General features: G+C 40.7%; 10 protein-coding genes. 8 read left to right on the forward strand and 2 right to left on the reverse strand.

The genetic code is table 11. The features are described from left to right. Window positions 1-36: 36 nt before the first annotated feature. Window positions 37-660, forward strand: coding sequence for a hypothetical protein (locus tag NSS81_RS08360; RefSeq protein ID WP_342433040.1), 624 nt, complete (start codon window positions 37-39; stop codon window positions 658-660). Window positions 661-779: 119 nt separating this feature from the next. Beyond that, window positions 780-1082 carry a DUF4359 domain-containing protein gene (locus NSS81_RS08365; RefSeq protein ID WP_342433041.1) on the forward strand — a complete coding sequence of 101 codons (303 nt, stop codon included), beginning with the start codon at window positions 780-782 and terminating at the stop codon, window positions 1080-1082. 28 nt (window positions 1083-1110) lie between these two features. On the opposite strand, the gene NSS81_RS08370 is transcribed toward NSS81_RS08365, so the two are convergent. Next, entirely contained in the window at window positions 1111-2085 is a 975-nt protein-coding gene (locus NSS81_RS08370; protein WP_342433042.1) for a hypothetical protein, read from the reverse strand. Continuing rightward, window positions 2078-2227 carry a hypothetical protein gene (locus NSS81_RS08375; RefSeq protein WP_342433043.1) on the reverse strand — a complete coding sequence of 50 codons (150 nt, stop codon included), beginning with the start codon at window positions 2225-2227 and terminating at the stop codon, window positions 2078-2080. The genes NSS81_RS08370 and NSS81_RS08375 overlap by 8 nt, the downstream gene beginning before the upstream one ends. Window positions 2228-2304: 77 nt before the next feature. Between NSS81_RS08375 and NSS81_RS08380 the strand changes: the two genes are divergently transcribed. The 6 genes from NSS81_RS08380 (at window position 2305) to NSS81_RS08405 (ending at window position 14230) form a co-directional block, all read left to right on the forward strand. After that, window positions 2305-4065, forward strand: a complete 1761-nt coding sequence (locus NSS81_RS08380) for a vWA domain-containing protein (protein WP_342433044.1) — start codon at window positions 2305-2307, stop codon at window positions 4063-4065. A gap of 18 nt (window positions 4066-4083) precedes the next feature. Then, window positions 4084-7476 (forward strand): tubulin-like doman-containing protein, encoded by a 3393-nt coding sequence (locus NSS81_RS08385; protein WP_342433045.1) that lies wholly within the window; start codon window positions 4084-4086, stop codon window positions 7474-7476. 267 nt (window positions 7477-7743) lie between these two features. Continuing rightward, window positions 7744-10113, forward strand: coding sequence for a hypothetical protein (locus NSS81_RS08390; protein ID WP_342433046.1), 2370 nt, complete (start codon window positions 7744-7746; stop codon window positions 10111-10113). 12 nt (window positions 10114-10125) lie between these two features. After that, a complete protein-coding gene (locus NSS81_RS08395; protein WP_342433047.1) occupies window positions 10126-10764 on the forward strand; it encodes a hypothetical protein in 639 nt (212 codons plus the stop codon). A gap of 14 nt (window positions 10765-10778) precedes the next feature. Continuing rightward, entirely contained in the window at window positions 10779-12044 is a 1266-nt protein-coding gene (locus NSS81_RS08400) for a hypothetical protein (RefSeq protein WP_342433048.1), read from the forward strand. After that, window positions 12044-14230 (forward strand): hypothetical protein, encoded by a 2187-nt coding sequence (locus NSS81_RS08405; protein ID WP_342433049.1) that lies wholly within the window; start codon window positions 12044-12046, stop codon window positions 14228-14230. Before NSS81_RS08400 ends, NSS81_RS08405 begins: the two co-directional genes overlap by 1 nt. Window positions 14231-14334 lie beyond the last annotated feature (104 nt).

Below are 14334 nucleotides of genomic sequence, written 5' to 3' on the forward strand. Positions count from 1 at the left end.
GTTTCTACTAAACTGCGTAAACCGGAGGTAATTTAGATGCTGACTCCTGCCCAGAAGAAAGTCCGCCAAGAAATGGAAGAGCTGCAGATTAATGGCCAACTCCGTCATAGTGTTGCAAAGGTCCCTCCAGTCATGAGGCATACAGAACCAAAGAAAAGGGTGAAGCGCGGCTTTTTTGGTCCCCTGCTAATCCTTTCATTAATCATACTCGTCATTTACCAATTTTATACGAAAGAGAGCACTGAAAAAGCCATCAGCTATTTATCAGAACTCCAAACAATTAACGGGCAAAGTGACCAAATGTTCAATCAAGATCCAAGGAAAATTAACTTGAATACTTTAGCCATACAGCAGGCAATAGAAAGTCATGAGGACCTACTTCTAAAGGTGAAGGATTTACAAACTCCTAGCAACTTCAAAAACCATAAACGCGATTTCATTAATATGCTGGAACAGCGAGGCATAATTTTATCCTATTTAGCAACAGCATCAACCGACACATCCACTCTAAATAAATACTTACTTGAACTGAAAATAAAGCAGGAATTACAAAGGGATAGTTTAGCCCTGGCTTTAGAAAATGCGAAGATTGAGTACGAACAAGTAAGAGACGGTACCATTTCTTACTGGTTTAATGACAAGGCATTTCAATACAAATGATATGCGAGTAAATTGATTGTCATTAATCTCTTTCCTGATCAGTATAATAAGTACGTTTAGTTTATATATCTAATATTTACAAACAATAATTTCCAATATGCGAAAGTAGAGGCCTTAAGATGAAGCGCATTCTTTCTATTATTATTTTAATCGTTGTATTGTTCATTTTATCGGAAACGAATCCTGGGCGTTCTGAATATGTAGATTGGGTCAATCATGAAGCGATGGATCAGTCTTCAAACATTGTTCAGAAAGGGATTTTGTCCTTAGCCGGTAAATCTGTCTTTGATATGGCTACAACACATAATAATTACCTTCTATTCTCCATCTACAAAACGGACTTTACGGAAATTGGTTTCGGAAAAGTCACCTGTATCGGAATCTTTAATCAATTTATACCAATCTCAAAAAGTAAAAAATAGACCAAATGGATTTTTCCATTTGGTCTTTTTATTTTTGATAAACGGTCCGTTTAATCATAGTCTGGGATTTTTCCTGCACATAAGGTTTGAAGTCAGGATCATAGCTGTATTTTACTGCGACAAGTCGTTTGATTTTTTCAGCAAGACCTCCCCAATTCTCCTCAGGATTAGAATAAATGATCCTACAAAGGCGAAGTATTCTTTCCTTTGGAAAATAGTCGACGAATTCTTGGATAAACTCTGAAAACTCTTGAATGTAAAGCTTCATTCTAAGTGCAGAGCCTGCGACAAATAACAAGTTATCCATTCCAAAATCACGGATTATCTCCATTTGGTATTTAATAAAATAGCTGATGCAGCTCTTTCTGACAAGCTGACGATTGATTTTTACCACCTCAAGTGCATATTTCACAAAATCCTTATCATATGATGAAGGAAGAAGGAGTTCAAGCTCTAGCAGCATATCCTTTCGGAGTGCAATCTTATTTAAAGCCCTCACCGTCCGAATTTTCATCTGATCATTATCAATAAAGTCCCTGATTTCCTGGAGTTTATCATAGGCTTCCATCACATTGCCTTCCTTGATATCCTCCCTTGCTCGGTTACTATCGTATTGGATACCTGCTTTAATTTTCAATAATTCTGTAAAAAACAGCTGTTTTAATTGGTAAAAATACTCACTTTTGATAAAAGGAATAGTTAAAATGACATACCCTAGTGCAAAACTCACACCAACAATTAGTGAATAGTAGCGTGCTTCAACCGTTGGTGCAAAAATAACACCAATACACACAAACATCAAAATCCATAAGGTTTCTGAGAACAGATGATTTTTAAAAATTGCTTTTGCTAGCGCCTGAGCACCCACATAAACCGCACCACATTCAGGACAGTTCTCTTCTTTGATGACAGAATAACGTTGGCACTTTTTACAGATTTTTAATTTTTGAAATTGGAATTGGGTTTGCTTTTTTTTCGGTAGATGGATGGCCTGCTTACCCAACTTGATCCCCCTCATTAAGCATGATAATTAAATCTTGGTCGATGCTTTCATAGTCCCTACTAAGCTTTTTATTTTTCAATAACTTAGTTAGTTTCCAAATCAGGATGAATACTAAAAATAGCGTGAATATTACACTATACATTTACAATCACCTTCTTTGCCATATTCGGTAAGATACGGATTAAAATTTTCAAAACTGCATGTGGAGGCTGTCTACAGATGATAAAAAAATGGATTGGTAGTTTAGCAGTGATTACATCCCTATTTTGCACTATTACTATTCAAAGTGTTTTTGCCGCAGATCCATTACACCCGACATCACGAATAGAAGCAATGCTAGTGGTTGATGTCAGTAACTCGATGCTTGAAAGTGATCCAAACTTAATTAGCGGCGAAGCAATGAAAATGTTTGTCGATATGTCTTCGGTTAAGGGAGACAAAATCGGGGTCATCGCCTATGCAGATGAAGTCATGCGCGAGACTGCACTCGTCAATATCCGTTCTGAGCAAGATAAAAAAGATTTGAAAAGTTTTATCGATTCACTGGCCAAATACCCCTATACCGACATATCTGCTGGTGTGAAGGAAGCAGTAAAGCTATTGGATATGAGTCATGAAGAAGATTACTATCCTCTCATTATATTACTAGCAGACGGCAATAATGATTTGAATACAGCAAAATCGAAAACGGCGAAGCAAGCAGAGGAAGCCCTTGCGACAGCGGTCGCTTCCGCAAAATCAAAGGATTATCCAATCTATACGATTGGCTTGAATTCAGGCGGCAATCTTAATAAAGATACGCTGCAAATGATCGCTGAAAGTACGAACGGAAGGTTCTTTGAAACGGATACCGCCGATACCCTGCCGTGGATTTTAAGTGAGATATTTGCAAATCACCTAAAACTAAGAATTGTCCCGATTGAGCATCTGATTGCCAATGGTGACTTTCAGGAAGTAAAAATCAATGTTCCAAATGAAAATGTCATGGAAGCGAACATTTCAATGATTTCAAACAGTCCAGTGGACGTGAAGCTATTCGACCCTTCTGGTTCCGAACAAATGATACCTTCAGATCATCTTCTTCTCTCAACATCTAAGACTTACTCCATGTTAAAGCTGATTAATCCCGTTCAAGGGGAGTGGATGTTAAAGGTAAAAGGTGTCCCACAGGAAAATATTGATATTAATCTCGTATTCAACTATGATCTGCAGCTAAAATTAGCACCTCTTGCCAAAGGCTATCAGGCTGGTGATTCCGTAAAGATTGCTTCATTTTTTGAGGACAACGGCCAAACGCTTACAAATAAAGAACTCTATCAGAATATGAAAGCAACGCTGTTTGTAAAGGATCTAGCTAACGGAAAAACAGAGGAAGTCCCTTTAAAGGCAGAAAATAAAGGCTTTACAGGTGAGTTTCAGCTTGGTGACTCAGAAAACTACGAAGTGAAGGTTAAGGCGGAGGATACTAGCTTTTTCCGAGAAACAGAAGCTCAGACAATTGAGGTTCAAAATGAAGACGCACCTGCTATTTCAAAGGTTGGTCCAGGGAATGAAAAAGAAGAACCTTTTCCTTGGCTCTATGCTGTGGCTGGTGCCCTTCTCCTCTTGGTCTTTCTTGCCAGCTTCCTATTTGGAAAAAAACCAAAACAAGGCTTTAGCGGCCAAATCGTTGTGGAAATCAAGGATGACGACACGGGTGAACGAAGCAGTCCGCAGTACAAGAAACTAAAGACATTTACAGGCAGATTCCGATTGCATCAACTACTTTCACTTGCACCTGAATTCACAGAAACTGAGCAAATTACCTTCAAGCCGCTTGCCGGGGATATGCTTTTGCTCTTAAATCACTCAGCCTGCACCGTTGAAAAAGCTGGCCGCGCCATCGATGCGAAAAACGGCGTACAAATAAAACGCAACGACCGGCTGCGGATCATTTTAAAGAAAGTTAATAAATCTATTTATATTGAGTACATCAGTTAGCGTAAGGAGGAAAAAAGTATGAAAGCAATGGTAAGAGAACATATCCAACAGTTAGATGTTTCCTTGGGAGGAGGCATCATTTCGGAGAAAATCCGTGTTGATACAATCGACAATCCGATGCTTGTTATCGGCCTTGGTGGTACCGGTATTGATGCCCTTTTACGGTTAAAATACCAGGTCAACCGCCGTTTCAAACTCCCGCAGGAACCACTAACAAAAAAGAAACGTGAAAAACCAAATAATATTGAGTTTTTAGCTTTTGAAACAAATGAATATGACCGCAATAAAAATTACAAAGGCGTTGGCTTGGACCCGAATAAAGAATTTGTCCTGCTCTCGAACCCTGAAATCGGCAGCCTCCTCCAAAACCGGAGTATAATCGAACCCTACATTAAGGATTGGTTATCTCCTGAGTTGTTGATCACCGATGGGATTAGTGGGGCCTCTGGCGTGCGCCAGGCAGGACGCCTCCTGTTGTTCACAAAAATCAATCAAGTCGTCCAAACCATCGAGCGCAAAATTGATGCCGTAATGGAAGGTACAGGAAAGCGTCTTTATGTCTTCATCCTCACCGGTTTAGCGGGAGGAACAGGCAGTGGCTGTTATCTTGATATTTCCTACATTACAAGAGGAATTATCGAACGGAAATACGGCTCAAGCGGTGTTGATAAAATCAGCTTGCTTGGTTATTTATTCACCCCAGATGTGAATTTATCAAAACGGGGCTTAAGCTCGCACACTGTCGAATATATTGAGAAAAATGGCTATGCAGCCTTGAAAGAGCTTGATTATTGGATGAATGTGGATGAACGAAATGAACGGTTCAAAATGCAATACGGCAGTCTGCTTTCCGTCAACTCGCCATTGCCGCCCTTTAATCTCTGTCACTTAATTTCCGGGAAGAACCTTGAAGGCAAATGGCTCGAGAATGCCTATGATTACTGCATGAATGTGACTGCTGAGAATATCACGAACTTCATGATCAATGAGGATAAAAAATCCAGTGAAGAATTTGCAATCCACGATTATATCAGCAATATCCGTACCAATATTGCGCAAATGCCTAAACCGTATGCAGCCAATTATCAATACAATATCATCGGCGCTTCGATGGCAGAAATCCCGCTCGAAGAGATGACCACCTATGTCGGCTACAAGCTATTTGAAAAAATGAACAGAATGTTTGTCTCAAACCCAGACCAAACCGAGGTAGAGCAGTTTGCCGAAAAACTGCGGATTGATCCTGATTCTGTTCACCAGCGTTTCAACGAGCGTGTATCGGAACCCTTATCAGGCTTTGAAAATAGCGACCGTTTCTCCTACAACAATGTGATTAAGCAGTCGTTAATTAACGTCGATGAAGAACTAGACAGGGAGTTCTTACGCAAAGCAAAGGACCAATACCGCAAATGCAAGCGTCAGCTTCCTGGTGAAATCGTCGAAGAATTCCGCAGTCAAGTGGTTCGCTTGTTTCTACACCCAAAAAAAGGACCGATTTATGCCTCAAAATTGATTTACTCAAACGAAGGCTTCTGCCTGTTAAAAACACTGCAATCCTATATTGATGGCCTTCGTGACAGGTTAGAAAGACTGCCGAGAACTATCCAATCCGAGCAGGACTATGCCTTCAGCAAACTTGAAGATGCACGAAGTGCGTTTATCTCAAAGGATCGCAAAAAGAATGCCTATATTGAGGCGAAGCTTTCGGAATATGATGCACGTGCCGAAAAGGCACGTACGGAGGAAATGGTTGAATTCTACGAGGACCTCTATCAGCTTCTCAATAACCAGAATCTAAAGATTTATGAGGTGTACAAAGAAATCCTTGAAACCCTAAGAGGGATTTTTCAAAAGAATGCCGATATCCTCGTAAATGGTGAAGAAGTGCATCGCGATTCTGGTATCACCTATTATTGGCAATTGGTTAGTGTCCCTGACGTTGCCCGTGAAATACAACGAATGTTCGACACAAGGGATGGTGAAATTTTGGTACAACAATGGTCCGAGATGCTCCTCGAAAAATCCGTCCATTGGGTAAAGGAAACGGATATCGATGTTGTTGGCACCGTTTCATCTTTCCTCACCGACCAATTTGGTGAGCTGATAACAAAATCAATGGAAGACTTTTTACGGTTAAAATATGGCGATGACCTGCCAATTGACCAAATTATTGAACAGAAAATAGCTGCCCGTTTGGACCGTGATGCCTTGCCGGTGTTCCATCTTTCCAATAGTAATGGCCAGCTTCATTTTCCACAATGGGGATTTGTATCCGTACCGGTCCAGGCTCCAAATATTTTTAACGGCATCAAAAACTTCGAAAAGCATGCTTTAAGCCATTCACGCTTTACAATTAAGGAAAGTGAGCTAAAAAATCGTATTTTCTGGCTGAATACACATAATGGTGTCCCTTTATATGCATACGCACCCTTAAAAATTTATGAAAATTCATATGAAAAAACGATTCTTGGCAAAGAAGGCATCGGCAGACATCTTGTCCAAACCGATAAGGAAAACTGGGCCTACCTCCCTTCACCGATTCCGGAAAAGTCATGGGGAGATACACACCATAATGAACGTGTTCATAACTACAATAATAGGATTCGTGACCTATTTGAAAAGGCACAAGGTTTTGATAGGATTGTCGAAAAGAATGCTGATCAAAACACAAGTGCCCGCTATAAGTGTAAGTTCACAAAGCCCGCTTTGCTTGAAGCTGTATTCGAAAGCCATGGGATTAATCCCTTGCAGTGGCAGAAGGCTACTCTTGGGAACTTGAAGCGAGCACTTGGTGAGCTAAAGGAAATGCTCGCGGGCGGTCTTGAAACGGATGGTGCAAGCGATATTTTTGGCAGTACAACGTTAGAACTGGCCAAGGAAAACTTCATCCGCTCTCCGAAGCTGATTGAGCGCATCAAAGAGGAAGTAAAAAAGTTTAGCCTAATTCAAGAAAAAATCGCTGAAATCCAGGGATTTCTTGATTCACAAAAAGACCGGGAGGCCGCTCTAAATCAGTTTATTGAGGCAATCTACACAAGAACCATCCGTAAAAGAGGCGCTCTTTACGTTTACGATAAAGAGATTGAGGAAGATGCCTGGGAACCCTTTGTAAATTTAATGAAGACGACGCAATTTGTTGATTACGAGCTGTTCCAATCGTTCACTGAGCTAAGCCCGAAACAGCTCGACCAATTAGCAAAAAAATCGCTTCTCCGCAGCCAGGAATTAATTAATCAAGAAGGTGCCGCCGGGCTCATCTGGGCGCTGGAGGAAATGGCCGCCGCCTATCAAAAAGAAAAAGAAGTACTTGATTATGACTACAAAGATTTATCCAACGGCGAGGAACTCTACGAATTCTATAAAGAAATGCTAATCAAGGTTACAAATATGCTAAGACAATTGAAATCCTAAAGTTTTAGATTGGTAGATATTTTATAAGACTGTATGAAAAGCGGTGAAGGTTAATATGGGTTAGATTTTTGCGAAATCTGCGAGACTCCTGCAGGAGCATGAGCCTGGTGAGACCCCGCAGGAGCGAAGCGACGAGGAGGCTCACCGGTGAGCCTGCGGAAAGCGAAGCGGATTTCGCAAAAATCAACGCTAGACTTATAAACTTCAAATGGGTTCGGCCACAAACACTGATACTTGTGGCCAACTCACCATAGGGAGGTTACAGCTTTGAGAAATCAATTGCAAAAATTTGCAGAAGACTTTTCAAATCAACTCGAAATGATCACGCATGAAGACTCGGAGCAACGCAGTGTCAATCATCCTGTCGTCTTTTTATTCCTTGGTGACCTTGTAGCCAAGGCCCTAAAATCAATCATTACGATAAATAAAAAAAAGTGGCACAATAGCTCCGGCGTCCTTTATTTTCATGCCTATCAAAATGAAACCATCACCAGCACCAACGAGAATGTCTTGTCCGTAAAACTCCCCGGTGCGGATTTTGATCGCATGTATAAACGGATGCAGTTATTTGATAATTTTTACAAGGATGATCATTTATTAATCGAACTCAATAAGACCTTCCGCCAGCTGACATCAAAAATCGCTAAATATGGAAAGGTCTATTCGTCCTTACGAAAAATGAACCTAGTCGTCATTACAGCTGTCGATGACCCTGCAAATATTTTAATTCAGGAATTGACACTGTTATTAAAAACTATTTTACAAGAGTCGTTTAAAACCGTTGAGGTTGATCTGTACGGATTGATAAAGGAAAAACAAGATGGGGAAAATTTTGCTCTATCCTCTTCCTTTGGCATCAGTTTTTTAAAAGAACTGGATAGTTATCAACAGGATATATACAGTTTTGCTAAACCGCTGCAACTAACAGAGGACCATTTATCCCTGCCCGTCGTTCACCCCCCTGCCCCGCTTTTTGATCTAGTGTATTTACTTAGCGATAAGAATGAAAACGGCTTACTCGTGGGTGAAGCCCTTGAGCAAAACTATGAAATCATCAGCAATCTTAATCTCTTAAAAAATCGGAAACTAATGAGCGATTATCATGAAAAGATGGACAGCTATCATCACATCGCTTTCCGTCATGCCATTAAAGGGAATAGTTCAAAACCTGTGTATGCTTCAGCTGGCTTCGCCAAGGTTACGCGCCCAAATAAAGCGATTGCTTTAAATGCAGCCAGTCTGTTTTTCAACGAAATGATTACACTGCTTCAATCATCCAGCTCCCAGCCAATAGAAAGGGTTGTTGAACTTTTCGATCTATCTAAAAGCTCCTTTGCAAAACACTATCGTTCACTAATTCCATCCCAAGCAATACTAGAAGATATGGACGGGTTAATCGGCGCAACCAATTCCTATCAAGAAGTGAAACGGCTTACCGTCAAACAGGCGGAGGAATATCTCTTTGAAGGCGGGACAGAGCGGTTCTTTTTTTCGAATATCACTGAACCTGTGGAGGAGGAATTACAACGGCTTCAGCTTCAATCACATATTCAACATTGCATAAATGAAAAAATCATTCATAACGAAAACTACGGCATTTATTGCGCCTATTTCTGGACGTCTGATTATAAAAACCCCAGTGTGCTCATTGAGATTGGGAAAATGGTGCGCGAAACGAAAAATAAGCTATTGGCAGCGGAGGCTAAGTTAGAGCAACTCTACCAACAGCAGGTGGACCACTGTGATTTCAGGAAAACCCACCTTTTGTTTGCCGATAAAAAAAATCTCCAAAGCTATTTGCGTTATTTTTTCAAATCTATTTATGGCACAAAGTATGAAATCATCAAGTTTCAGATAAAACTAGCCATCTTAAAACAATATCAAGTAGAAATAGAGGACTTTCATCGGGATTTGCAGAAAAAAATTAATAGTATTGAACAAATCCAGTCGTTCTTAATGCAAGTGGCTTCGGAAAGTCTCCAGGATACGGATGAGTATATGGATAAAAATATCCCTGAATATTATTCAAACGTAATTCGTGAAATCACAGCAAAGCTCAAGGAAAAACGCGGATCTAACTTTTTCGCGGATGAGCGTTTTTTTGGTAGCCTCCTCCCTTTACTAGAAGCTGGAAAGAGTACGCTCTTAGAAAGACTGCTTATTGTCTGTCAGCGAGAGATTCTAAATCAATCTAATTTCCACCGCAGCTTTGAGGATGAGCTGTTAGAAAGGGCAAATGCTCGCTCGAACTACGAAAATCGTGATGTTCTTTCAAAAGAGGATTTGTTTAAACAGCTTTACCTGCTTCTTCAAGAAAATGCTGCGATTCAGATTGAGGTTTACAACTACACACAGGAACACCGTCATGAGGAGAGTTATTTTATCGGTGATTTTTACAGCAAGTTTATGGACTATGCCCTCGAAAAGGAGAATGAATCGCGGCATTATAAGGTTGGCTGTGCCCATGAAAAGAAAAGCACCGGAATTGAAAAACTAACGCTTATGGGTGGCTTTCAAATCAAAGATTTACTGTATTATCGTAATGGTGAAAAGTATTACCAGGCCTATGTTTCTAACGGCTATAACTTTCATGCGGGGCATTTGCCGAGCAGAGAGACTGCCCAAAAAGGACTTTAGAGGTGATTGCCAGTGAACTGGGAACCTATTCCCTCCCCTGGTTATGAGATTAAGAATCTTCAGGGGACGATTCGAGATTCAGAGATTCATTTAACCTGGTTTTGGCCAAAGGAAATTGACTTTGTTTATCTATATAAAGCCTCCGCTGACGACTTTCCCACAGTTGATGAGCTGACAGCAAGTGATTTAAGGCTCTATACCCGTGAGGAATATAAAACAAATCTAGGATATATCGGAAAAGTAGAAGCGTTTGGCAAATTCGGCTTTCGCATCTTTCCCTGCCAAAAACTTGATGGCGAGCTGAAAATATTCAGGCAAGAAAACGAGGATAATCTCCTATTCATCAGCGGTGCGCGGGCGAAAATTCATTTTTCTATTTCATATAAAAATAGATTCCTTCAAGGCAGGAAAAAAGTGAAAATGACGATTATGACAGAGCTGCCGCTGGATAAAGAGCTGCTTTGCTATCTAAGAAAACGAGATTCCGTTCCGATTTCCCATGAGGATGGGACGTGGTACCCGTTTGTACGAGATTTCCCCGTTGGGAAAACAGAGCTGCCTGAATTCGATATCGGAAAAAATGACTATATCAGAATCTTAATTAATCAAGGAAGTAAATCAGCTGATTTGTACGAGCTGATTGCTGAATAAAGGGAGATGGTTACATGTTCGGTCTGCTAAAGAGAATTTTTGAGAAAAAAGAGATAAAAATAGAGAAATTGCCTTTTTACGATATTGTTTGCCCCTACTGTTTTTCAAAATTCCATCATGAGGACGTCGTTTTTCGGGCTGCCCATCACCGCGAGGATGACGAGGCCTTAGCCCTGCAGGAGGATGAATTGCTAAATGATTACAGGGAAAAGTTTGGGCTTGCCCCAATTGATGAATTGGAAGCCGTCATCCACCCATCAATGATACCCGATGAGAATAAAATTTACTCTGGACGTGTGTTAATGGGGGTTTCTGATAAATATTCCATCGTCACCAGGGACCGACTTTGTCCTGAATGTCATAACGACCTTCCGATCACTGCTGGCAAACACCCAAGCAATATTATTTCCATAGTTGGCGCAACATCGGTAGGAAAGTCTGTGTATATGACATCGTTAATTCATACCCTCCAGCGGAAAACAGCTAATAATTTTGAAGCCGCCTGCATCCCACTGGACAACGGGATTAGTAGACGATTTCGTCAAGATTACGAAATACCACTGTTTGAAAATGGAACCTTATTACAATCCACTGCAAGTACTAGACGTCAAGAGCCGTTTATTTTCCAGTTTATTTTTAAAGAGGAAGAAAAGCCGCCATTAACACTCGTGTTTTTCGATGTTGCTGGTGAAGGCATGACCGACAAGGACTATCTTCAACTCCATGCCTCCCATATCAAGAATTCTTCTGGGATTCTGTTCTTAGTCGATCCCATGCAAATCCGTACAATTCGTGACAAGATGATCCATCAGTTGGGAGAAAAACCAGGGGAAATTGTTGGTGTTGCGCAAGAGCCTCGTGAATTGGTTATTTCCATGTTTGGCGACTTTATTGCACACCTAGAAAATAGCAAAACAACGATTCCTACTGCGGTTGTCCTGACGAAGAGCGATTTATTGCATGCATTAAAACAAGAAGACGGCGACTATATCCGCACCAATAGCAATGTATTTAATAATGTCACCCATCGTGGCTACTTAAACCTAGCAGAATACGAAAATATCAATGGAGAAATTCGGCGTTTCCTCGATAAGGTTGATACTCCGTTTGTGAATGCAATGGATGTTTATTTTAAAAACATCTCATTCTTTGCCGTATCCGCCTTAGGAAACAATCCTGTCGATCAACAGGTAAGTGGAATCATTTGTCCGATTCGCGTGGATGAGCCGTTTATCTGGTTACTTTATAAACTTGGTTTTATTGAAGGGAGACATGAATAGTGAGCGGAAGCAAGATTCTGCAGCAATTCTATACGAGGGACCGCGGCGGTATTTTTCATACAACCGCCGGTTATGACACGATAGCGATTTCCGTGGACCTTGATAAAGCATTTGTGAAAAAGTATTTGCATCCCATTTGCATTTACTCTTCGCCCAAAACATTGTCAGAGCGCGGTGAAAAAGACGGCTCACTTTATCCGGAAGCCTTGACCATCATTCAGCCCGAAACTGGCGAATTAATTATTGGCCAGGCCGTGCATGTTCCAACGGATTTTACTGGGCAGCGCAGTAGCTATTTTATGCACAACTATATTATTCCGCGGGAATGTAAGGAGGAGTGGCTCAAGAATCCAGCAAAGCTGTTCCAATTAAACGACTTTAAAACATCCTATGATATTGGAATGGGACAAGTTCTGCCTGAACCGGAAATTAGTGTGGTGGCAGAAAGGGATTTACTGGCTGATAAAGATGAGCTTCTGCTAGACCTAGGTATCACGGAACCTATTTTTAAACAGCTATTATTTGCGGTCATGAGCTCGGTTTCCGGCAAGAAGAAGGTGTATATTGCGTTAAATATAGAGGTAAAGGATTATACAAAGATGGCTCGAAAACTTCTAGAATTACTCTTTCACTATTTACCGTATAGTTACCGAAGGAAACTTGGGGCGCTTTCCTTTTCAAGCGAGCCAGAAGGAAAGAAATACATTGATATCACCTTCTTTGAGCCGGGAACCCTTAATCTCCGGAACCGTTCAATGGAAAAACAATTAATTTTTGATTTTTCCACGAAGCGAATTTCCGGGGTTGAGCTTGAAGGTCAGGAGCATGAATATTTGGATTTTGCTTGGATGTATTTAACAGCAGGTGAAAAGCTTGATGATTTCTTTGCGTTTTCAGAAAGAGCTTTAATAGGATTTACCGAAGATCAAAAATTAGAAAAGGATAGCTACTACGAGTTAACTGCCATCTATCAAACTCTTTCTAGTGGAGATACTGGCTATTTTGTGAAAAATAAAATTGGCTTCCTCTCTAGCCTGCTGAAGTTTTTACAGAAAGACAAGCCTTTGAAAAGGGATTTGGAACAGTTATTTATTGCAATAATTCAGGAAGAAAAACTAGTAGCGGATGCAGCAACGGCGACTGATATGATCCGAGCGGTGGTTCAATTTAATCATATTTCACTAAATCCGGATGGCCTTTCGTTTATCCTAAACACTCTTAAACACTATGAAAACGATCCTCTTTTTCATGCGATATGGAAAATCCTTGAGGAGGACAAGCATACCTATTCGCCGCTTGTTGAATTTATCAATGAGCACCCGGATTACGGGGAGCTGCTTAATCAATACCTCGATGAAAAATTTAAACCATTGCGGCATGTGGAGGATATTTTACTCTCACTCTCTCATTTATTAGTGAACGCACCCTTTTTGTTAAAAAATAGCCAGTTTGAATCGCAGATAATTTTTAAAACGGCAGATGCGGTTGGCGACGCTCTCAACCCATTTAAGGCAGCAAACCTGGTTAAGGAATATCAGGGGGAAGGGACAGAGTTTGCTTCCTTTAAGGAACGGATGTTGATATTCACGGAAATCGCCTTGCTGGACGGCATGAATTTAAATAATATTACGCTAGAGGATATTGAGGCGTTCGGGCGATTATCGACTAACAAAATATCAGAACGCGAGCTTAAAGAAGCGGGAATCCTTCATAAATACAAAATCATGAATGTCCTTTATGATCTATTCAGTTCCCCGGCACTTCCAGTTGAATTATCATTGAAGAGCTTACCTATTAGCAATCGTGATGAACTGAGGGAAATTCTTAAACATGTGCTACAAGGCCAGCTTTCACCGACGTATTTTCAGCACCTATTGGCTGCTTTTGCTGGCGAAGGGGGCAGTTATCACTATAGTCAACTATTTGCTTACCTTCGCAAGTATGCGGATGAGCAAACAACACTGTTATTTATTCAATGGACGGCGAAAAAAAGTGGGACGGACATACATTATCAAAGCTCATTGAAGAAATACTTAAAATCTCCAAATTCGATTTGGCAGAACAAGGCTGTCCGAAAGGAATTGTTAAAGGTCCAATCTGATAGCTTCAAAAAGCTGATAAAGGAAATTCAAATCGAGACAGCAAGCCCCGTTGTAAAGTTTTTTAAAAAGTATGCCAAACCATAAAAAGACCTCAACCCAATGTAAAGGGTTGAGGTCTTTTCCATCCTATTTTGCGCGGCTAACTGTCCGCCTCAGGTGGACAGTGTCCACGGGCGGTGACAGGCACC

The organism is Neobacillus sp. FSL H8-0543, from assembly GCF_038592905.1.
Classification (GTDB): domain Bacteria; phylum Bacillota; class Bacilli; order Bacillales; family Cytobacillaceae; genus Neobacillus.

Coding starts and splice junctions, on each gene's coding strand:
- NSS81_RS08400 (WP_342433048.1), top strand. CDS start 10,779: ATGTTCGGTCTGCTAAAGAGAATTTTTGAGAAAAAAGAGATAAAAATA.
- NSS81_RS08375 (WP_342433043.1), bottom strand. CDS start 2,227: ATGTATAGTGTAATATTCACGCTATTTTTAGTATTCATCCTGATTTGG.
- NSS81_RS08385 (WP_342433045.1), top strand. CDS start 4,084: ATGAAAGCAATGGTAAGAGAACATATCCAACAGTTAGATGTTTCCTTG.
- NSS81_RS08380 (WP_342433044.1), top strand. CDS start 2,305: ATGATAAAAAAATGGATTGGTAGTTTAGCAGTGATTACATCCCTATTT.
- NSS81_RS08360 (WP_342433040.1), top strand. CDS start 37: ATGCTGACTCCTGCCCAGAAGAAAGTCCGCCAAGAAATGGAAGAGCTG.
- NSS81_RS08365 (WP_342433041.1), top strand. CDS start 780: ATGAAGCGCATTCTTTCTATTATTATTTTAATCGTTGTATTGTTCATT.